Here is a 20290-nt window from a genome sequence, read left to right on the forward strand (position 1 = left end):
AACTCTCCAAAATACGCACTTTATCATATATTTGTAATAGAACGTTCGTTTCTGAGACGTTCTTTATGAGGAAACCACTAAAAAAACAAGCCTCAATCCTCTGGATGGGCTTGTTGATACCGGTGTAATTCTTCTTTTAAACCTGGACGTTCCGCAAAAAACTGGATCATCCCGTTGATTTTATCTAACGCTTCGATACTGATGTGATGTTCGATCCCTTCAACATCTTTATAGATCAGTTCTTCATCGACACCGACGAGACGAAGAAAATCTTCAAGCAGCGCATGCCGCTCTACGAGACGTTTCCCGATTTTACGACCTTTTGGTGTCAGCATGAGCCCTCGATATTTTTCGTACACGAGGTAGGTTTCGCGATCAAGTTTTTGAACCATCTTCGTCACGGACGATGGATGGACACCTAACGACTCCGCAATGTCCGATACACGCGCATACCCTTTCCCTTCAATCAACTTATAGATTTGTTCCAAATAATCTTCCATACTCGGAGTTGGCACGACATCACCTTCCCATTTCATTCATTAGCGTTTCCAGTTCCACTCATCACTACGGTATTTCTCGGCAAGACGTTCGATTTCCTGCCACTGATCGCTCGTGAATGTCAAAGGTACGAATGATAATTCGAGTGCATCTTCGAATCCTTTCGTAAATGCTTCTCGGACCTCGTCAAACGTGACCGTGCGACCTGCTAGCTCGTTCAATGCAACGGCTTTTCCAGAGAAGCGGGATTTCATCCGTTCACGGGTCGTCTCATCTTCATACAAAAAACAGTCGAACAATTCCCCTTCGTCAACCGAGAGTGGAACCGAGCCATGCTGAAGGACGACGCCTTGATGACGAACTTGTGCGCTTCCGGCGACCTTTCGCTTACCGACAGCGAGTTCATAATACGATGCTGCATCGAAGCAAACAGCCGATTTCGGCTTCCGTAGCTCCTCTTTTTCCTCTTCCGTCAATGGAACGGAAAATTCGACAGGAATACCGAGATGATGGTAGCCTTTCCGAATTCCTTCCGTCAACATCCGGTAACTTTCGATGACCGTGCGTGGTAAACCTTCTGTATCTTCTGGGATGACGACACTGTAGGTCAACTCGTCTGCATGCAAGACAGCGCGCCCTCCTGTCATCCGACGCACGATCGGAATGCCGAGTTCTGCAATCCGCTTTCGATCGATATCACGGGTTGCCCGTTGAAAATGACCAACGCTTAATCCACGTGGTTCCCATGAATAAAAACGAAGCGTCGGTGCGACTTCTCCTCGCCCGACGAACTGGATCAATGCTTCATCAATTGCCATGTTCATTGCCGGCTCCATTGCCGGCGTCGTCAACACTTGCCACTTCCTGTTCACTCGAACACCCCCAAAACGTTTCCGTCTTAGTGTATCAAACCCTTTCTCAGTCGCGCAATCACGAGTCGATTGCCGAAATCGATTTCGTTGACTATAATGAAACAGAGGTTAAACGAACGAAGGGGTTGGAAGTCGAATATGGAAACTGGAACTATCATTACGATCGTACTTTGGGTCGCCTTGATCGCCTACATCGCTTGGCGTTTCATGCCGGTCAAAGGCATTACGAAATTGTCGCAGGAAGAATTCCGTGCGAACTACCGAAAAGCACAAATCGTTGATGTCCGTGAAACTCAGGAATTCAAGGGTGGACATATCGTCGGGGCCCGGAACATCCCGGTCAGCCAAATGAAGATGCGCTCGAAGGAACTACGGAAGGATATGCCGATTTACTTGTATTGCCAAGGAAGCATGCGTTCTTCACAGGCTGCAAAAGTCTTGAAAAAAGCAGGCTATACGAATCTGTATCAATTAAAAGGCGGATTCAAGCAGTGGTCAGGAAAAATCAAACGGAGCTAATGCTTCGTTCATCGCAAAAAGAGGATCTCTCCTTCACCGGAGAGATCCTCTTTTTCAAACTCGCTTATACGTGTACTTCTTGTTTCGGTTGATAACGTAAGACCGGCTTACGCGCAGCAAGTGTCTCGTCCATCCGCTTGACGACCGTCGTGTGTGGTGCGTTCAAGACGACATCTGGTGTCTCTTCGACCTCTTTTGCGATTTGAAGCATCGCGTCACAAAAAGCATCGAGTGTTTCTTTCGACTCGGTTTCCGTCGGTTCGATCATGATACATTCCTCGACGTTCAACGGGAAGTAGATCGTTGGTGGATGGTATCCAAAGTCAAGCAGACGTTTTGCGATATCAAGCGTCCGGACACCGAGTGCTTTTTGACGTTTCCCCGACAAGACGAATTCGTGCTTGCAATAGACGTCGTATGGCGCTTCATACGCACCTTTAAGACGAGCGAGCATATAGTTCGCATTCAAGACCGCTTCTTTCGAGACGCGAGCGAGACCTGCTCCACCCATCGTCCGAATATAGCTATAGGCACGCACGTTGATGCCGAAGTTACCGTAGAATGGTTTGACACGACCGATTGCTTCCGGACGATCGTAGTCGAGGACATAACGCTCTTCCTCTTTGCGGACGATCGGTTTCGGTAAATACGGAATCAAATCTTGTTTGACCCCTACCGGACCCGACCCTGGTCCGCCGCCACCGTGCGGTCCTGTGAACGTCTTATGCAAGTTCAAGTGGACGACGTCAAAGCCCATGTCCCCCGGACGAGCGATGCCCATGATCGCATTCGAGTTCGCACCATCGTAGTACAGTTTTCCGCCTGCCTCATGAACCGCTTTTGCGATTTCGACGATATCGGATTCGAACAATCCAAGTGTGTTCGGATTCGTCAACATGAGTGCCGCCGTATCGTCACCGACTTTTTTCTTTAAGTCTGCTAGATCAACGAGACCACGTTCATCCGACAAGACCGTCACCGTATCAAATCCAGCGACTGATGCCGATGCCGGATTCGTTCCGTGTGCCGAGTCCGGGACGAGGACTTTCGTCCGTTTAAAGTCACCGCGTGCATGGTGGTAGGCCTTAATCAGCATCAAGCCTGTCCATTCCCCGTGCGCTCCCGCTGCCGGCTGGAGCGTCACTTCATCCATTCCAGTGATGACTGCGAGTTTTTCTTGCAGATCATACATTAAACCGAGTGCCCCTTGGACACTTTCGACCGGTTGAAGCGGGTGAATGTGTGCAAACCCAGGGAGGCGTGCCATATCTTCATTGATTTTCGGGTTGTATTTCATCGTACATGACCCGAGTGGATAGAATCCAGAATCCACACCATGGTTACGATTTGAAAGGGCCGTGTAGTGACGGACGAGATCCAGTTCAGATACTTCCGGTAGCGCCACGTCTTCCTTTCGTAACATCGAAGCCGGTAACAATTCTTCGACTGCCACTTCATCGACAGTCGGTAACGGTAAGCTATAGGCGATACGACCCGGTTTCGAAATTTCAAAGATCAATGTTTGCTCATTCATGTGTGAGTCCCCCTAACGCTGTCACGAATTGATCCAACTCTTCATTCGTCCGTAATTCCGTTGCACAAACAAGCATTTCATTTTGACGTGCCGCGTCATACGATCCTAACGGCAAACCGCCGATGATCCCGCGATCGAGCAATTGTTGACTCGCACGTGTCGCGTCGATTGGTAGCGTAACGACGAATTCATTGAAGCTCGGTCCATCGTCAACGATCGTAAAGCCAGCCTGTTTCAGCTTTTGTTTTAAGGCATGTGCCGTTTGCAAGTTACGCGTTGCGAGTTCCCGGATACCCCGTTTACCGAGTGCACTCATCGCGATCGAAGCAGCGAGTGCATTCAACGCTTGGTTCGAACAGATGTTCGAAGTTGCCTTATCGCGACGAATGTGTTGTTCCCGTGCTTGTAACGTCAGAACAAAGCCGCGTTTTCCGTTCTCATCGACCGTCTGTCCAACGAGACGGCCTGGAATCTTACGCATCAACGCTTTTGTCGTCGTAAAATAACCACACGTCGGTCCACCAAAGCTTTGGGGAATTCCGAACGGTTGGCAATCTCCGATCGTAATGTCAGCGCCAAGTTTACCTGGTGCTTCTAAGATACCAAGTGCCAGTGGATTTGCAGAGACGATGAACAGTGCACCACGTGCATGGGTCGCATCAGCCAATGCTTGTAGTTCTTCGACACGACCGTAGAAGTTCGGATACTGTACGATGACACAGGCGACGTCTTCGATGGCATCGAGTTGATCGATCCGTGTGACACCTTGCTCAAACGACAGCGTCTCGACGTTTAGTCCGGGACCATTCGCATACGTCCGGACGACATCGTGCGCTTCCGGATGGACACCGTCTGAAAGAACGATCGTCTTTTTCTTCGTGTGAGCGCAAGCGAGCATCGCCGCTTCCGCTAACGCTGTAATCCCGTCATACATCGACGAGTTCGCGACGTCCATCCCTGTCAATTCACAGATCATCGATTGGAATTCAAAAATCGCTTGTAACTCCCCTTGCGAAATCTCCGGCTGATACGGTGTATAGGCCGTATAGAACTCCGAGCGCAGTAACATATGATTGACGACAGCTGGCGCATAGTGATCGTAGATGCCAGCGCCAAGGAACGACGGATATTGTTTGGTGTTCATGTTTTGGTCGGCAAGCTTCGAGAGCGTCCGAATCAAATCTGTTTCTGGAAGTGGCACACCGACTTCTTCCAATGTACCGTTATCACGGACGGATGCCGGGATATCAGCGAGTAAATCTTCAATCGACGCTGCACCGATCGTTTGTAACATCGCCTGCTCATCTTCTGCTGTCATTGGTAAATAACGAAAATCCATAGAAATATCCCCCTTATTTCGTGCGACGATAAAACGGTGTCGCTGTCCGCTTCGCTGTTAGACGTTTGCCACGTACTTCCACTTCAAATTGCTCTTGTTCCGATACTTCTGCTGGAACGAGCGCCCAAGCGATTGCTTTTCCAACGGTCGGTGGTAACGTACCCGTCGTCACGACACCAACGACTTCCCCATCATGCCAAACCGGTGCATCTTGACGTGCAATCCCTTTATCGAGTAGTTCAAGACCAATCAACCGCCGCGGTGCACCTTGTTCTTTTTGTTGTAATAAGACTTCAGAACCAACGAACGATTTGACTTGTGGTTTGACGGCAAATCCCATACCAGCTTCGATGGGTGAAATCGTCGCTGATAACTCATGTCCATAAAGCGGAAGACATGCCTCAAAACGCAATGTATCGCGTGCCCCGAGTCCGCATGGTACGACATCTTGCTGAAGCAGTGCTTGCCAGACAGCAGGTGCGTCACCGGCTGCCATGTAGAGCTCGAATCCGTCTTCTCCTGTATAACCGCTACGTGAGACGATCATCTCAACTCCCGCAACCGTTCCCCGTTGGAACTTGAAAAATCCGACCTCCGATAAGTTAAGTGACGTCATGCCGGAGAGAACTTCTTCCGCACGAGGTCCTTGGACAGCGATTTGACCGTATTGATCTGATTGATTCTCAAGTATGACGTCCCCTGTTAGATACTGACGTAGATGTTGTTCATCTTTTTCAATGTTCGAGGCATTGACGACGAGAAGATAGTCCGTTTCTGCTAAACGATAGACGAGCAAATCATCGACCGTGCCACCATCTTCTTGACATAAGACGTTATATTGCGCTTGCCCCACCGCAATCTTCGAAATGTCATTCGATAACGTGGCTTGTAAAAACGAAAGAGCATCTGGTCCGCTGACGAACAGTTCACCCATGTGCGAGACGTCGAACATACCGACGTTCTCCCTTACCGCAACGTGCTCTTCTTTAATCGAGGAAAATAAAACTGGCATTTCAAAACCTGCAAAATCCACCATCTTACCGGTTTGCGAAACCGTCTCGAATAACGGTGTTCTTTTTAATGTCGTTTGACTCATACATAATCCCCCTATTCCCGAACGTTTTTACTCTCTCTTCTCTTTAATGTTCCATTTTCAAATCCATCTTACCAATTAAAATCATAATTATCTAGTATTATTCGGAAAAAGGAACACACGAAAAAGAGAGAAAGGACCCTGTCCCTTCTCTCCTATTGTTTCATATTCTTCCCATGAAAGCCATTTCAAAATTGCTTGATTCCGGCAGTTCGCTTGATTTCTTCTTGAAGTCGTCGCCCTTCCGTAACCAACTGACTTGCTCCTTGCTTGACGCGATTTCCTTCTTCCGTAATTCGATTGATGTTTTCTTTAATTTGATCGACGCGATGGGTCGTATGATCGATGTTCGTTTGTAGTGTCTGCTGGCGAATCGTAAAGCGTTCCATCAGCTTTTTCAATTGGCGAATATCCTGAGACAGCTTCTTTTTGTATAGACTAAATCCAAAAATCACAAGTCCAATAACTGAAAATACAATAATGTTTAACGTAATCCAAATCATGACTTCTCCTCCAATACTGATTCAATCGAGTGAACCAATTCGTCGATTGATTTTGTTCCTTCGAGCCGAACAGAGGCAACTTCTGCGTATAACGGATAACGTCGCTCGAATAACCTTCTGACCTGTTGCCGTTCGATGACGAGCGGACGTTTCGGATCAGCTGCGATTCGCTCCCAGATAAGATCAAATGGTGTATCAATCCATATCACCGTTCCTGTTGTTTGCATGAACGTCCGATTTTCCTGACGCTCGATGATTCCGCCACCGGTGACGACGATTTCCAGTTGACTGTCCCTTAACAATTCGCTTTCACGTAGCCGAAACCCTGCTTCACCATATCGTTCGAAATACGAAGCTATCGTTCCGCCATACTCCCGCTCAAATCGTTCATCGAGTTCATCCACCTCATAGCGGACACGTAATCGATGTCCGACAGCTGATTTACCAGTTCCCATAAACCCTATCAAATAAACCTTATTCATTCGTGACGACCGCCTCGATTCTCTGACCATTGTCTAATCTCGCTTCCATTTTAAAGCCTTTATCAGTCACTGTACAGCTAACTTGTCCAATCGGATAATGGATGGTCTCCTCCTTCAAACAGTCTTCTTTTCCTGCCCTCACTAAAGACTCCAATTGCAATGCCTCCTGTTCCAATTGCTGATGCCGCATCGCCCCATCGATTTGTTGACAAGAAATCAGGATGACGACACCCATTCCAAGAAGTAAGAGTAATGTCTGAATCAAGATGAATCCTTCTTGCGGCAGTGAAAGGAGCGCTTGCTGCCGTTCAACTGGATCGAGAGAATTTCGGCATCCCCTGTCACCGTGTATTGTTTGACGTCGCGTGCGTATGTCAGTTCACCTCCCTGTTCTTTCTTGAGGCGTAATTGATCTTGTACGCGGACAAGACGCCATTTTTCAGCCGTCTCTCCTGGATTGACGTCCATCCCTCGAATCTCATCGTCGACTCGTTCACACATCGTACTACGCCACATCAAACGCTCAACTGTATGAAAAAACAAGGCTTCACTCATTCGATTGCTCTCTGGTGGATGGACGAGTGACGTAAGCGTCAATAGAGCCAGCAACATCAGCGGGCCGAGCCAAAGGACGAAGGACAGTTCGAGGAGGGTCATTCCGGATTCTGCTCGCAAGACATGTCGTTTCATTACACCACGCTCCTTGCTTTATGACATAGGACGCCGTTCGATTTTCGACTTGATCCGTCGCCATCTGTTCCAGTCGTCCTGTCTCTTGTTCCCACTGTATTTGTTTTGCGCGTAAATCAAGATACGGATCAAGCGCAAGCATTAAGAAGATACCGACCGCAACAATCGAAAGAATGGTTTCCAGTAAGGAAAACCCGTCTTGACGCGCGAAAGACATGCCGATCATCTCACTTTCCGAATCGCCATTTGATAATTACCAAGTAAAAATTTAATTTCATATTCAGCTGTCGCCGATCGGCACGACCAGGTCGCCGCATAAATTGAATGATAACTTTTGAAATAAATGATCCGATTGGAAGGTGGTACGACGCACGTATGTCCGGGTTGAAATGTCCGTTGCCACAACAACCGGTCATCCGCCAGGACGAGATAACCGGTTCCATCTCCTCGGAAACGAAACTGCATGAGTGCTTGATCTTGCTTCGAGTACTGCATGAGCCTTAACGTCTGAATGTCCTGTTCCATTACATTCACTTCTTGTTCGAGCGGCACCCAGTCCGGACGTTTTTCAAACAGTATCGGTAACAGGAGAACGAGCATACAAGCACAAATCGTCAGAACCGCTGTCATCTCGAACAATGTAAACCCCTGTTCACTTCGTAAGTTCGCCGGTCTTTGGATCATATGTGTAGGTCTCCTGATCACAGACGAGCGCATTCGGCTTATCAGCCGTTCCCCGGTTGATTGTCTGAAGCGATTCCGGATATTTCTTTTCTTTTGCGTAATATAGATTGACCTCTGAACGAATGACCCGGATGTTCGCCTCACAGCTGACACCTTTCGCTTGGTCCTTTCCACTTGTCATCGTTGGAATCAAGACGAGCAGTAACAATGAAATGATTAATAAGACGGCTGCCATCTCAAGTAAGGTAAACCCATCCTGTCGTTTTAAGAATTGTTTCATCAGATCGTCTCCTCTGTTTAGAATGGAAGCTGCTGAATTGCGAGTTGAATCGGATAATATAAGATGAGAAACAACGTTCCCGTCATGATCGTCAATCCGCCGTACAATATCGGTTCGATCCATAACAGCTTTTTCTCAAGCTCTTCTTCCATCGCCTCATGTAACAGCGTCGCTTGTTCGAGCAACAACGGACCAAGATCGCCACTTTCCCTTGCCAAGTGGACGATGCCGATCGTCTCGGCTTCGATGATTTCATCTTCGCCCAGTGCTTCTGCGAGAGGTTCTCCCGCCTGTTGTTTTGTGTGTAATCGCGCATACAGATGTCCTTTTTTATTCACTTGTCCTTGCTCCAGATGACGAAACGTCTCTTCAAGCGAAAATCCAGCATCAATGAACGATCCGACTTCGATCGTAAACAAGTAACTATAGTAGAGACGAATCAAACGTTGTAGCGGCTTCAGGCGTAGAATACGCGTTAATGGAACTAGACGGAAAAAGAGGTAGAAGGAGACCCCTGTTAGAATCGGCAGACTGGCGAGAATGTATTTTGCCGAAGGATGTAACAGTAGATGGAGGAAGGATGGAAGAGCCTTTGGATCCGTCATCTCGAGTAGGGAAGGAAACACATACAAGGCATAAAAGAAAAATAAGAGGAATAGACTTGCGGCAAGGACGAGCGGATACCGTACCATTTTCCAAAATTTCGAGCGCATCTCGGTTTCAAGATCGAGCAGTTTGACGATTTGACGAAGGACGAGTAGCGGTCGTTCCGTTCTTTCACCGACGAATAACAACCGTTTCAGCGTGTCCGTGAGAGCGAGTGGTTCAAGAGTCGCAGCAAAGGCTTCTCCTTTCACTAGTCGCCTCTCCATTTCATCCACCACTCCTGCAAACGGCTGACGTTCAAACCGCTTCAAGATGATTAACGTCTCTTTTGCTGAAATTCCTTTTGATAACAATCGATGATACCGTTTTAGGAATCGACTTTGATCGCGGCTTGTAAGCTTTTGACGGTACAACATACATTCTCCCCTTTCCGATCGAGATGAATGATGCGTTGACAAATTGCTAATTCAGACTCTTCGATGCCGAGACTGCGCAGACGCAGCCGCGCTTCTTCAATACTACCGGCATGTAATGTAAACACTACGACGTGACCGCTCAGCGCTGCATTAATCGTTAAACGGGCGGCTTCCTTTGTACGTACTTCACCGAACACAATCCAATCCGGATCAGCCCGTAAAATCTCTTCGAAACAGCGGGTAGCTGTAAAACCTGCTTTTTCATTTAGTTCCAGCTGTAAAACGTTCGGCACAGTACATTCAACAGGATCTTCGATTGAAATGATTCGCTTTTCCTCCATCGCACTCATCAAAGAATACATCAAGGTCGTTTTCCCGGCACCTGTCGATCCAGAAATGACGATGCAACCATGACGTTGTTGCCTGAGCCACGAGAAGTCCAGCTGATTATCCAACGTCCGCAGTGCCACCTCACGCGAGACCGTCGAGCGATAGAATCGCCAAGACATGGCATCCCCCTGGCGACTCGGTAACAAAGAGACACGCATTCCTTGTTTTCCATGAGGATACAGTCCACTTTGGGGAACCCGTTCGTTTTGCTCTTTTAAATTGGCTTCATAACGGACATGACTGACAAGTGTCCGGTACTGCGTGAGTGCCACTGCATCTTGCTCACAGAGTCCCGTTCCGGTCCGACAGACGATCCGAACATGCTCTTCACTGGGAACAAAATGCACATCCGTTGCACCAAGCGCCTCGAATCGTTCCATCAATTGTGCGGTCCATTCTCTCATCTTTCCTCACCTCCCTACCACAAGATACACAAAAAAAAGAAGCCGACCAACTCGGCTTCTTTATGATACGTGTGCAATTGTCCGATGTTTACGCTTCGCTAACGTCTCAAGACCTGGCTTATCATATCCGATAACGAGTTGTTTTCCATCAGTGATGATTGGACGGCGTAACAATTTCGGATTGTCACTCATGAGGCGTAATAACTCACTGAGTTTCATGTCTTCAATATCGATTCCAAGATCTTTAAAAGCTTGGCTGCGTGTTGCGAGCAAACTTTCAATCCCATCTGTCGATAATTTCAACAGCTCCATGAGTTCATCAACTGTTGGAGCATTTCTGAACAGATGACGTTCCTCTACATCAACATGTTCCTCTTTTAACCATGATTTCGTTTTACGACATGATGTACAACTTGGATATGTGAAAAAGACTAGTTCATTCGCCATTTTTGCTCCTCCTCTCAAAGTGTGGGGTTTCATTACAGTTACTATAGCAAGGCTTTTTGGATTTGTACACCTTTTGTACAACTATTGTACAACTTTTTTTGAAACTTCATCTTTTGTTCACAGTTATTCCTTAACAATCACTAGAACAGGATAGACGGATGATTGTTTGCTTGGTAAAATAAGTACGTATATTGACTATCTGTCGGATTTAGGGGGTTATAGGAATGGGGAGAATGTACCGCGTACTCGGTTTCTGGACTGGTATCATCGCAGTCATGGCATTTATCGGCGCATTGGGTGGCGATGCAAGCTCAAGTGAGCATACGGATTCATTTTTAGTCATGGGCTTCGTCTTCTTGGCACAAACCGTCTTTTTCGCAGCGCTTGGTTACTTGCGCTTAACTGAAAAAACGTATGTCTACATCTTTGGAGCTTACTTAACTGTATTTTTCATCGTCTTTACGTACTGGTCGAATTTCCAGATGTAATCAAAAAAAACTCGTCATCCTTCCGGATGGCGAGTTTTTTTGTCATAGGAATGGATTGGATTTCATCTCTTGACGAATCGTCGTACTTGGACCATGCCCTGGATAAACCGTGGTATCTGCCGGTAGCTCAGCGATGATGCGATCAAGCGAACGCATCAACACGTCTTGATCGCCACCATAGAGATCCGTCCGTCCTACTCCTTGCTGGAATAAGAGATCCCCCCCAAATGCAATCCGCTCTCCTTTGAAGTAGAACGTCACACTTCCCGGTGAATGCCCTGGCGTCTCAAGTACATGCATTGAAAAGCTACCGATCGTCAACCGCCCTGATTGCAACAGATGATCGGCTGGTTTCATCCGCATCGGTGGCATACCGAATTTTGCTGAACCATTCCATTCTGGATTACCGAGCCATCCTGCTTCTTCTGGATGGACATAGACCGGCGCTTCCGTAAAGCGTCGTAACATATCGACACCACCGATATGATCAAAATGCGCATGTGTCAGCAAGATCGCTTTTAAAGTTGCCCCTCGACTTTCAATTTCATCGAAAAAACGCATATCCTCTGTTCCCGGATCAATGGCGATGCATTCCTTGTCCTGAAATAGCAGATAGCCATTCTCGGATGCCATACCGGACGTGATCATTACGATTTCCATTCTGTAAAACCCCTTTTCATTAGACTCTTCTCCTACTATACACGAAATTGTCGAAACTTCCTGCAACGTCCTCTCGACTTTATCCCGCGAGTCGGATAAACTAAAAAGTGAGATTTAAGTGAAATCTTCGTGAAATTCATAACGTGATTGTTTAAGGGGGAGTACGTCATGCATTTGGATCAACCAATCGGTTGGCTTTTCTTCTTCGTCGCACTCGTCGGCGTTTGGGCCGTCGTTCGTTCACTTAAGAAACGCCAAATGTTTCCACTCGTATTCGCAGGTCTGACTGTCGTCTTGTTCGGCTGGTTCGGAATTGCGACATTGATTTACGGCGGTATTCCATCGTAATCAGCATACGCATAAAAAGAGAGGTGCCTCGTGCATCTCTCTTTTTATTTGACCGCATATGTCATGGTGACATGGTCTGAACGGTGATGGTAATCTCACTATGCACCATAGAAAGTCCTTCTTCTTCGTTTTATACCTGGAAGAAAGAAGAGAGAAGCACAAAAAAAGCGCAATCTTTCTCGTCAAGAGAAAAACTGCACTTTATCTTCAGTCTGGTGGATCTACCCATAAGTAGATCCATATCCATACTTATTTTGAAGTTTGAAGGAAGCGGAGCAGGTCACCATAGATGACTTTATCCGAAAGTCCTAGTTCCTTCTCGGATTGTTTCGTTGATTGTTTACACATCTCCGATTGTTTCTCATCCGTCACTTCTTCCCCGGTTTTCCGATCATAACACGTTTCTTGCGTATAGACCGTCTTGTCCGTTACGACTGAACCGTCACGGAACAACGCATAATCCTTATGTTGTTTCGAGAAGAGATCGGTACCGAACAGCACCTCGTTTTTGAAGTCATGTCCTAACAGATGAAGCAATGTCGGTTTGATATCGATTTGACTCGCGACATCTTCGTGTTTAACCCCTTTTGTCTGTCCTGGTAAGTGGATGACGAATGGTACACGTTGGAGTTGCGCAACGTCATACGGCGTTAACTCATCTTTCTTCATCAGTTCCGCCATTGCGGCATTATGGTTCGTCGAGATACCATAGTGGTCACCGTATAACATGAAGATCGTATCGTCCCATGTACCGTCTTTTTTCAAACCTTCGATGAATTTACCAAGTGCCATATCCTGATAAGCAAGCGCCTGTACATAATGATTCAATGTCGTCGAACTTGTTTCGAGTGGTGGAACAAGTTCATCTTCTGGTTTAGGCATCTCAAACGGATAGTGGTTCGTCAACGTGATGAACTTCGAATAGAACGGACGCGGTAAATCCTTCAACATCGGTAGTGACTGTTCGAAGAATTTATCATCGAGTAAGCCCCATTCCGTCAAATCGGCCGGATTTCCTAAATCATAGTCTGTTTCCGAGAAGAAACGATCTACGCCGAAGCTGTTGTAGACGATATCCCGGTTCCAGAATGATTTATTGTTTGCATGGAAGACGGCAGAATAATATCCATCTTCTTTCAACATTTCCGGTGTCGCACGGAACTCGTTTTCCCCATTCGTAAAGAATGCCGATCCACGACCGAGCGGATAAATCGAGTTTTCAAGAATGAACTCGGCGTCAGAAGTCTTCCCTTGACCTGTGTTGTGATAGAAGTTATCCCACGAGTGAGATTCTTTAATCAACTTGTTCAAGTTCGGTGTAATTTCCTGACCATTCGGAGCTTTTAATCCGACTGCAAACGATTGAGCCGATTCAAAGGAAACAACGATGACGTTCTTCCCTTTATATTTTCCGAACATCGCAGGATTCGGTGCAGCGTGCTTCGAATCGATGAAGTTTTGGACTTCCGATAATTCCGAACTGTCTGCAAGCGCTTTTTGCGCAGAAGTCTTCGACTGGATAAGCGCATCATACATATGGAAGTTAAATGTTCCGATATTCTTGACGAGCAATTCCCGGTCAAAGGCACGTGTGAGCAATTCCGGGCGCTCTGTCTCAGCGAGTGTCAAGTTTCCAAGGAAAACGACGACTGCTGCGACGAATGCAAGAATCGCACGTCCGCGTGATGCGACATTTTTTGACATATCCATTTTCCGTAGGAAGAACGGTAAGATGATTAAATCACCGACGATCAGTAAGTCAGCCCAGCTTAAAAGCGATCCGAGTGAAGCGGAGACCGTCTCCGCATTGGATGTTTGGAACAATACTGGCAATGTCAGATAATCATTAAAGAAGCGGAAGAAAATGATATCCGCATATAAAATGAGTGTTGCGACGAATAATGTGCCGTAAATGAACCACTTTTGGACGTTCCCCCGGAAGAAGAAACTGAACCCGAACATGAAGAGCGCTGAACTAATCGGGTTGATCAGTAAAATGAATGCTTGCGCAGAGTTCGTAATGGGAACATTAAAGAAAAGTGTATACGCTAAATACGTTTTTAACCAAATCAATAAGGTCGCAATCCAAAAGAGCTTGTGTTCTTTATAGGTACTGCGAACGCCTTGACCCATCTTTAGGCGCATTCGCGACCAGATGTTTGCGTCTTGCTGCATAAAAACCTGCCTCCTAATTTACATGTGCTTTCTGCTTTCTACTTTCAGTTCACACAACTTACATCATAATGTACATATACCCGTATCACGTGAAAATTTTACGCTTAGTTTTACAAAAATGCAACCGGAATCCGGAAGATACTTAACAATCACATATTTACTGTACGTTTGTAAACAAAAAAAAGATTCGCAAAAGCGAATCTTTCATTGAAATAGAATATCATCATTTCGACAGAAACATTTGTTTAGCAAGCCATGCACAACCGATGACACCAGCATCATTCTCCAGCTCAGCGATTTTAAACGTCGTTGAACCGAAAACACGCGGTAATGCAAAACGCTCGAATTGCGTCCGTAATGGTGCAAGCAACGTCTCTCCAGCTTTTGAGACACCGCCACCGATGACGATGATCTCCGGGTTGATGCTATTCGCGAGATTCGAAATCGCAAGACCGAGATGATACGTCACTTCTTCTACGACTTCTGTAGCGATTCGGTCTCCCTTCTCATATGCTTCAAAGACATCTTTCGCCGTCACTGCCTTAATGTCATTCAGTAACGTCTCCTGACCTTTTCGCTTCTCAAGACCTAATCGAGCGATGCCCGTCGCTGATGCGATCGTCTCGAGGCATCCTTTACGTCCGCATCCGCACATGACACCACCTTCAGGCAACATCGTGATGTGACCAATCTCGCCCGCCATACCGACCGTTCCGTGAACGATTTGACCATTCGTGATCAAGCCTCCGCCAACACCCGTTCCGAGCGTGACTGCGAGTAGTTCCGTCGCACCACTACCCGCCCCTTTCCACATTTCACCGATCGCCGCTGCGTTTGCATCATTTTCAAGGACTGCCGGTAAGCCTGTCAGCCGTTCGAACTCACCAACCAGTTCAAAATCATGCCATCCGATATTCACAGCCTTTTCGATGACGCCCGTGTTGAAATCAATGAATCCAGGTGCTCCGATACCGGCACCTACGAAGTCTTCTGGTCGCTTATTGCTTTCTTGGCATTTCTCAAAGAACGACTTTGCGATGTCGCCCGGAATTTGCGCCCCATCATTTAAAATAACGGTTTCAATTTCCCACTTTTCGACGATGATCCCTTGTAAATCCAAGATTGCCATCTTGACCGTCGTACCACCGATATCAATACCGAGTAACCATTTCATCTTTATGTCTCCCCTATTTTCGTTTAATGTCTACGTTTTCATTTTACCGAAATCCTCTTCAATGCGCAAAGGGTTGCGCACTGTTAGGGTTGATCCGTTTCAGATCGTTTTAATTCATGGCGCAAAATTAATTTTGCCGAGTCATATTGGCGCTGTTCTAAAACGCCGGCTTCATACAACTCATCGAGTTCCAGCATCATCATCGCGATATCCGATGCCCGGTCTCCTAAATAGATGAACGTCCCGTATGTCTTCAGTAACTGCTGGACATCATACAGCGTCTTCATCGATCATCGGCTCCTTTACATAGGCATTCAACAAGTCATATGTCGCTTGTAAGGACGTTTCATGCGTACGTTCATAGGAGTGACTTGATTCGATCCCCGGACCAAACAATCCATGACGGATGTCATGACCGGCGCGGACTGCTGCTGAGGCATCTGAACTGTAGAAAGGATAGATATCGACCTTGTAGGGAATGCTGTCTCGCTGGGCAAGACGCGTCAACTGATGGCGTAATTCTAAGTCGTAAGGACCTGATCCGTCCTTGGCACAAATGGAGACGGTGAATTCATCCGAATGTTGACCGTCACCTAAAGCTCCCATATCCACCGCGATGTATTCTGCAACGTCTTCTGTAAACCCAGCATTTCCACCGAATCCGACCTCTTCATAATTCGAGATTAAGATTTGGATCGTATGCGGGAGTTCACTCTTTTTCCATTCCTTGACCAGTTCAAGCAATAAAGCAACCGATGCCTTATCGTCAAGATGACGTGATTTCACGAATCCCGTTTCCGTATAATCGAATCTTGGATCAAACGTGACGATATCCCCTACTTCAATGCCCGCGACTCGTGTTTCTTCTGCTGTCGTTGAACGGATATCCAGTCGGACTTCAATATTTTCACTAGAACGTTCAGTCGAATTCGTCTCCCGTGATGTATGGACACTCGAATGATGGAAGACGATCGTACCGGAGACCGTCTGCCCGTCCATCTTATGGATCAAACAATTTTCCCCTTCGATTGCTGTCCAGGCATATCCCCCCAGCTGAGATAACCGTAAACGACCGGTCGGCAGAATTTCCTTGACCATTGCACCGAGCGTATCGACATGTGCCGTCAACAAACGCGTTCGTTCCGAAACGCCCGGTATCGTCGCAAGGATTGCACCTTTCTCAAGCTTTCGGTAACTGATTCCATCTGCCTGCAACCGATTCTCTACATATGTAATCGCTTCTTTCGTTGATCCTGTCGGACTTGGAATCGAGACAAGTTCTTCAATCGTACGTATGACTTCTTTCATGATTCATTCGCTCCCTTTCAGTCGGACTGCATCGTTGCTTCCGCATTTCCTTCATGATAACAAACAATCTCACTCATTCGATACTGATATATTCGTCCAGGTATACGAAAAAGCTGTAGTATGCCCACACTACAGCTTTTTCGTATTCCGGGTTAGACGTACTTCTTCATCCAAATGTCATCTCGATACGTACCATCTTCCAGTTTTACGGAATCTGGATCTTCTGCATAGACTTCGAATCCAAGAGACTCATAGAGACTTTGAGCAGCTTCATTTCCTGACAAGACAGCAAGGATGACTTGTTCGACATCTGGTATTTTTTTCGCTTCATCGATCAAGGCCTCCATCAAGGCACGACCCGTTCCTCCCCGGTATTCAGGCGAGACATATACACCGGAAATCATCGCTTTGTGTGATTCACGTGAAAGTTCATATGGCTTCACTTGACCGAAACCGAATAAGGTATCCCCATCGAATATACCTAGCCAGATTTCATCAGAATCAGGTTCCCCTTCAAGTCCTTCCTGCACCTCACGTAACGGCGTCTGCTGTTCGTCATCAAACGAATGTCCAAAAGCATCCGGATGATTTTTTAGTCCCTCAAGGCGTAGATTCCAGTATTGTTCTGCATCCTCTTTAGTTAATTTTCGAAAAGTATACATGACTGTCGGTTCTCTCCTTTTTGGGTTTCATGTCGTACTAAAAACACGTAAAAATGCTCCTACCTTTCTACTTAACCTTTTTCTAGTAAAATAAAACCTGGATTTTTTCTTTTTCGTTTTCTTACTAACTCTCAAGTAACCGTAAGACGAGATGTATGCAATGGGTACCTGTTCTTTTTATTAGGTATGTATGATTTCAAGCAAAAAACACCCGACCGATGCATATGAACATCGATTGAGTGTTATCGTGTTACACTGCTTTACCGTCCTTGCAGGACAGGTTCTAACGTTTGACGTAGAACATCAGCTGAATGATGGAATTTTTTTAGTTCTTCTTCCGTCAAGGAGACTTCAATGATTTCACGGACGCCTTGCCGATTGATGATGGCGGGAACTCCGATATGAATACCTGATATGCCGTATTGACCATCGACATGGGCTCCGACGGTCAAGAGACAATTTTCATTTCCGAGAATCGCGCGGACGATTCGAACGAGACCGAGACCGATTGCATAATAGGTTGCACCTTTACGCTCAATGATATGGTAGGCCGCATCACGGACGTTGATATAGATTTGATCAAGGTCTGCCTGTGAATACCGATCATCCTCTGCAAGCAGCTCATCGATCGTCTTTCCGTAAATCCGACTGTTGCTCCAGGCTGCGAACTCGGTATCTCCGTGTTCCCCAAGAATATAGGCATGAGCGTTACGCGAATCGATATGAAAGTATTCTCCGAGCATTTGACGCAGGCGGGCTGTATCCAGAACCGTTCCTGAGCCGAAGACCCGCGACTTTGACAAACCCGAATACTTCCATGCTAAGTGCGCCATGATATCAACTGGATTGGACGCTACGACGATGATTCCATCAAAACCGGACTCCATGATTTGACGAATCATTTCCTTCATGATCAACGCATTCTTTGCAACAAGATCGAGTCTAGTCTCACCCGGCTTTTGCGGGGCTCCCGCCGTAATGACGACGACTTCCGCTTCGCGGCAGTCCGCGTAATCCCCTGCCCAGATGCGCATCGGCGAAGAACTGAACGGGGTTCCGTGGTTTAAATCCATCGCTTCCCCTTCTGCCTTCGCCTTGTTGACATCAATGATGACAAGTTCTTCGCATAAACCAGCCGTCGACATTTGGTATGCAAAACTTGAACCGACTGCTCCTGCTCCTATTAATGCTACACGTGTCACTTTCGCATGTAATTCCATTCGTTATGTCCACCCTTTCATTCGCCATCAGAGTTTGTTAACTACCTCACAATCAAATTGTAACACCTTCTACAAACTTTGGTATATGTGAAATTAATCACATTTGTCCATTTTGTGACATTGATATCCTAACATAAGGAATCATATGCTCTTGATTTCCACTCACCAGAATCGAACGAAGATAAACCCGATCCCACCTGCAAGCCCGCTCGTCAAAAAATTGACAGCGTCATTACCAAGAATGCGAATCCCGGAAACGTAAGAGGTCGGTGTTTGATGATGGATCCGCTTTTCCGTCAGTTCACCACAAATCGAACAGCGGTACACGCGTTGCCAGGTGGCTCCAAAAATCGTATCGAACAGACTGCCTAAGACACCGATTGACGTGATGAGAACCGCCATCGGTATCGGTAGCGAAAAAATGAGCGATGCGGTACATGCAATAAAGGCAGCTCCTGCTATCGTTCCAATCGTACCAATGACAGACATCGCTCCGCTCGTCCCGGCCGGTACACGCCGAAAGGTTTTCAATGACCATGGATCCCGTTTAGAAAGTGGTCCGATTTCCGAAGCCCATGTATCGGCATTCGACGCTGCGATGACAAATAGAAAGAGCAATTGATAGGAAGCTTCCTGCGTCATGGTGTATGCAAGTGCAGCGAAAAGTGCCACTCCACCATTTGCAAGCACTTGCCAGCCATCACGTGCACCGTCTTTTTCAACGATCGTGTCGACGACTTGTTTTTTCGAACGTCCGACTTTCGATAATAGACTCGAACTACCGAAAAAGAGTAGGAGTACTGCCAACCCTTGCCAACCAAAACCGACTGAAACACCACTGCCGACTACAAGTGTCAGGACAGCTCCACTCATTGTCAACAAACGAAATCGATAACCGGTCAGCGCGAGTACGAGGCAAAACAAGATCGTGATCTTTAACATCGGATGACCTCTTGATCCGTGACAATCAGGTCGACCGGAATATCGAAAGCTTCCACATCAAAATCCGAAAGAAGCTGCTCAGAAAAAGCAATCGATAGTTTGCATCCGCTGTATGTCATCAGTGCCCGATCGTAATAGCCACCCCCCCATCCTAGTCGATAGCCATCCCGTCGATACGCACGTCCCGGAACGAGACACAGTTCCGCTTGATCCAGCGAGACGCGACGTGCCGAATCGATCGGTTCAGCAATCCCCATCTGATTATGCTGTAATACATCTTCCGGTTTATGTTCGTAAAAAACCATCTCTTCTCCCGTTACTTTCGGTATCAAGACCGTCTTATCCTCTTGCCATGCGCGTTCAATCAGCATTCTCGTATCACATTCATTTCGAAACGCTAACGTGATTGCGACACAGGTCGCTTGTTGCCATTCAGGTAATAATACGACATGTTCATGTATCAATCGTTCTTTTTCAGCCCGATTCTCCATTCGATCGAGCCGGTCTTTGATTCGACGGCGTGCTTCCTGTTTGTCCATGACTGACTTCCTTTCCA

The 20290-nt window shown here is 46.7% G+C and carries 26 protein-coding genes and 1 pseudogene; 3 read left to right on the forward strand and 24 right to left on the reverse strand.

What is annotated here, in order from left to right; all coding sequences use genetic code 11:
* Nucleotides 1-92: 92 nt before the first annotated feature.
* Both mntR and ACRPK8_RS05525 read right to left on the reverse strand, forming a co-directional pair.
* Nucleotides 93-515, reverse strand: a complete 423-nt coding sequence (mntR, locus tag ACRPK8_RS05520; RefSeq protein ID WP_432237295.1) for a transcriptional regulator MntR — start codon at nt 513-515, stop codon at nt 93-95.
* Nucleotides 516-539: 24 nt separating this feature from the next.
* A complete protein-coding gene (locus ACRPK8_RS05525) occupies nt 540-1370 on the reverse strand; it encodes a lipoate--protein ligase family protein (protein ID WP_432237296.1) in 831 nt (276 codons plus the stop codon).
* 138 nt (nt 1371-1508) lie between these two features.
* On the opposite strand from ACRPK8_RS05525, the gene ACRPK8_RS05530 reads away from it, so the two are divergent.
* On the forward strand, nt 1509-1889 hold the full coding sequence (locus tag ACRPK8_RS05530) for a rhodanese-like domain-containing protein (protein WP_023467569.1): 381 nt from the start codon (nt 1509-1511) through the stop codon (nt 1887-1889).
* 64 nt (nt 1890-1953) lie between these two features.
* Here ACRPK8_RS05530 and gcvPB read toward each other — a convergent pair whose 3' ends face one another.
* The 13 genes and pseudogenes from gcvPB to ACRPK8_RS05595 form a co-directional block, all read right to left on the reverse strand.
* Entirely contained in the window at nt 1954-3423 is a 1470-nt protein-coding gene (gcvPB, locus tag ACRPK8_RS05535) for an aminomethyl-transferring glycine dehydrogenase subunit GcvPB (RefSeq protein ID WP_432237297.1), read from the reverse strand.
* Nucleotides 3416-4762 carry an aminomethyl-transferring glycine dehydrogenase subunit GcvPA gene (gcvPA, locus tag ACRPK8_RS05540; RefSeq protein WP_432237298.1) on the reverse strand — a complete coding sequence of 449 codons (1347 nt, stop codon included), beginning with the start codon at nt 4760-4762 and terminating at the stop codon, nt 3416-3418. The genes gcvPB and gcvPA overlap by 8 nt, the downstream gene beginning before the upstream one ends.
* Before the next feature lie 13 nt (nt 4763-4775).
* Nucleotides 4776-5858 (reverse strand): glycine cleavage system aminomethyltransferase GcvT, encoded by a 1083-nt coding sequence (gene gcvT / locus ACRPK8_RS05545; RefSeq protein ID WP_432237299.1) that lies wholly within the window; start codon nt 5856-5858, stop codon nt 4776-4778.
* A gap of 185 nt (nt 5859-6043) precedes the next feature.
* Entirely contained in the window at nt 6044-6244 is a 201-nt protein-coding gene (locus ACRPK8_RS05550) for a hypothetical protein (RefSeq protein ID WP_432237300.1), read from the reverse strand.
* Between the two features lie 110 nt (nt 6245-6354).
* The gene (locus ACRPK8_RS05555; protein ID WP_432237301.1) at nt 6355-6813 is read right to left on the reverse strand and encodes a shikimate kinase; all 459 of its coding nucleotides are present in this window, start codon (nt 6811-6813) and stop codon (nt 6355-6357) included.
* 19 nt (nt 6814-6832) lie between these two features.
* Nucleotides 6833-7105 (reverse strand): hypothetical protein, encoded by a 273-nt coding sequence (locus ACRPK8_RS05560; protein ID WP_432237302.1) that lies wholly within the window; start codon nt 7103-7105, stop codon nt 6833-6835.
* Entirely contained in the window at nt 7102-7530 is a 429-nt protein-coding gene (locus ACRPK8_RS05565; RefSeq protein WP_432237342.1) for a hypothetical protein, read from the reverse strand. Before ACRPK8_RS05565 ends, ACRPK8_RS05560 begins: the two co-directional genes overlap by 4 nt.
* A gap of 139 nt (nt 7531-7669) precedes the next feature.
* Nucleotides 7670-7756 (reverse strand): annotated as a pseudogene (locus ACRPK8_RS05570) (prepilin-type N-terminal cleavage/methylation domain-containing protein); the annotation flags it as partial.
* Nucleotides 7753-8214, reverse strand: coding sequence for a prepilin-type cleavage/methylation domain-containing protein (locus tag ACRPK8_RS05575; protein WP_432237303.1), 462 nt, complete (start codon nt 8212-8214; stop codon nt 7753-7755). The gene ACRPK8_RS05575 and the pseudogene ACRPK8_RS05570, both read right to left, overlap by 4 nt.
* On the reverse strand, nt 8183-8494 hold the full coding sequence (locus ACRPK8_RS05580) for a competence type IV pilus major pilin ComGC (protein ID WP_023467559.1): 312 nt from the start codon (nt 8492-8494) through the stop codon (nt 8183-8185). The genes ACRPK8_RS05575 and ACRPK8_RS05580 overlap by 32 nt, the downstream gene beginning before the upstream one ends.
* Nucleotides 8495-8511: 17 nt before the next feature.
* Nucleotides 8512-9516 carry a type II secretion system F family protein gene (locus tag ACRPK8_RS05585; RefSeq protein WP_432237304.1) on the reverse strand — a complete coding sequence of 335 codons (1005 nt, stop codon included), beginning with the start codon at nt 9514-9516 and terminating at the stop codon, nt 8512-8514.
* Nucleotides 9468-10310 (reverse strand): ATPase, T2SS/T4P/T4SS family, encoded by an 843-nt coding sequence (locus tag ACRPK8_RS05590; protein ID WP_432237305.1) that lies wholly within the window; start codon nt 10308-10310, stop codon nt 9468-9470. Before ACRPK8_RS05590 ends, ACRPK8_RS05585 begins: the two co-directional genes overlap by 49 nt.
* Before the next feature lie 60 nt (nt 10311-10370).
* Nucleotides 10371-10757 carry a Spx/MgsR family RNA polymerase-binding regulatory protein gene (locus ACRPK8_RS05595; RefSeq protein WP_035409130.1) on the reverse strand — a complete coding sequence of 129 codons (387 nt, stop codon included), beginning with the start codon at nt 10755-10757 and terminating at the stop codon, nt 10371-10373.
* Nucleotides 10758-10981: 224 nt separating this feature from the next.
* Here ACRPK8_RS05595 and ACRPK8_RS05600 point away from each other — a divergent pair, with 224 nt between their 5' ends.
* The gene (locus tag ACRPK8_RS05600; RefSeq protein WP_023467555.1) at nt 10982-11245 is read left to right on the forward strand and encodes a DUF2626 family protein; all 264 of its coding nucleotides are present in this window, start codon (nt 10982-10984) and stop codon (nt 11243-11245) included.
* Nucleotides 11246-11287: 42 nt separating this feature from the next.
* On the opposite strand, the gene ACRPK8_RS05605 is transcribed toward ACRPK8_RS05600, so the two are convergent.
* Nucleotides 11288-11905, reverse strand: coding sequence for an MBL fold metallo-hydrolase (locus tag ACRPK8_RS05605; RefSeq protein ID WP_432237306.1), 618 nt, complete (start codon nt 11903-11905; stop codon nt 11288-11290).
* A gap of 168 nt (nt 11906-12073) precedes the next feature.
* Between ACRPK8_RS05605 and ACRPK8_RS05610 the strand changes: the two genes are divergently transcribed.
* On the forward strand, nt 12074-12253 hold the full coding sequence (locus ACRPK8_RS05610; RefSeq protein WP_023467553.1) for a DUF2759 domain-containing protein: 180 nt from the start codon (nt 12074-12076) through the stop codon (nt 12251-12253).
* 249 nt (nt 12254-12502) lie between these two features.
* On the opposite strand, the gene ACRPK8_RS05615 is transcribed toward ACRPK8_RS05610, so the two are convergent.
* From ACRPK8_RS05615 to ACRPK8_RS05650, 8 genes are all read right to left on the reverse strand, one after another.
* Nucleotides 12503-14428 carry an LTA synthase family protein gene (locus tag ACRPK8_RS05615; protein WP_432237307.1) on the reverse strand — a complete coding sequence of 642 codons (1926 nt, stop codon included), beginning with the start codon at nt 14426-14428 and terminating at the stop codon, nt 12503-12505.
* Nucleotides 14429-14651: 223 nt separating this feature from the next.
* Nucleotides 14652-15602 carry an ROK family glucokinase gene (locus ACRPK8_RS05620; protein WP_432237308.1) on the reverse strand — a complete coding sequence of 317 codons (951 nt, stop codon included), beginning with the start codon at nt 15600-15602 and terminating at the stop codon, nt 14652-14654.
* 83 nt (nt 15603-15685) lie between these two features.
* A complete protein-coding gene (locus tag ACRPK8_RS05625) occupies nt 15686-15889 on the reverse strand; it encodes a YqgQ family protein (protein WP_432237309.1) in 204 nt (67 codons plus the stop codon).
* The gene (locus ACRPK8_RS05630) at nt 15873-16910 is read right to left on the reverse strand and encodes a M42 family metallopeptidase (protein ID WP_432237310.1); all 1038 of its coding nucleotides are present in this window, start codon (nt 16908-16910) and stop codon (nt 15873-15875) included. Before ACRPK8_RS05630 ends, ACRPK8_RS05625 begins: the two co-directional genes overlap by 17 nt.
* 152 nt (nt 16911-17062) lie before the next feature.
* Nucleotides 17063-17572: an N-acetyltransferase family protein gene (locus ACRPK8_RS05635; RefSeq protein ID WP_432237311.1), complete on the reverse strand. Its 510-nt coding sequence runs from the start codon at nt 17570-17572 to the stop codon at nt 17063-17065.
* Between the two features lie 260 nt (nt 17573-17832).
* Nucleotides 17833-18792, reverse strand: coding sequence for an L-lactate dehydrogenase (locus ACRPK8_RS05640; RefSeq protein ID WP_432237312.1), 960 nt, complete (start codon nt 18790-18792; stop codon nt 17833-17835).
* 162 nt (nt 18793-18954) lie between these two features.
* Entirely contained in the window at nt 18955-19734 is a 780-nt protein-coding gene (locus ACRPK8_RS05645; RefSeq protein ID WP_432237313.1) for a DUF92 domain-containing protein, read from the reverse strand.
* Nucleotides 19728-20273 (reverse strand): 5-formyltetrahydrofolate cyclo-ligase, encoded by a 546-nt coding sequence (locus ACRPK8_RS05650; RefSeq protein WP_432237314.1) that lies wholly within the window; start codon nt 20271-20273, stop codon nt 19728-19730. Before ACRPK8_RS05650 ends, ACRPK8_RS05645 begins: the two co-directional genes overlap by 7 nt.
* Between the last annotated feature and the right edge of the window lie 17 nt (nt 20274-20290).

This window comes from Exiguobacterium sp. TDN 0502 (genome assembly GCF_050846835.1).
Lineage (GTDB): Bacteria > Bacillota > Bacilli > Exiguobacteriales > Exiguobacteriaceae > Exiguobacterium_A.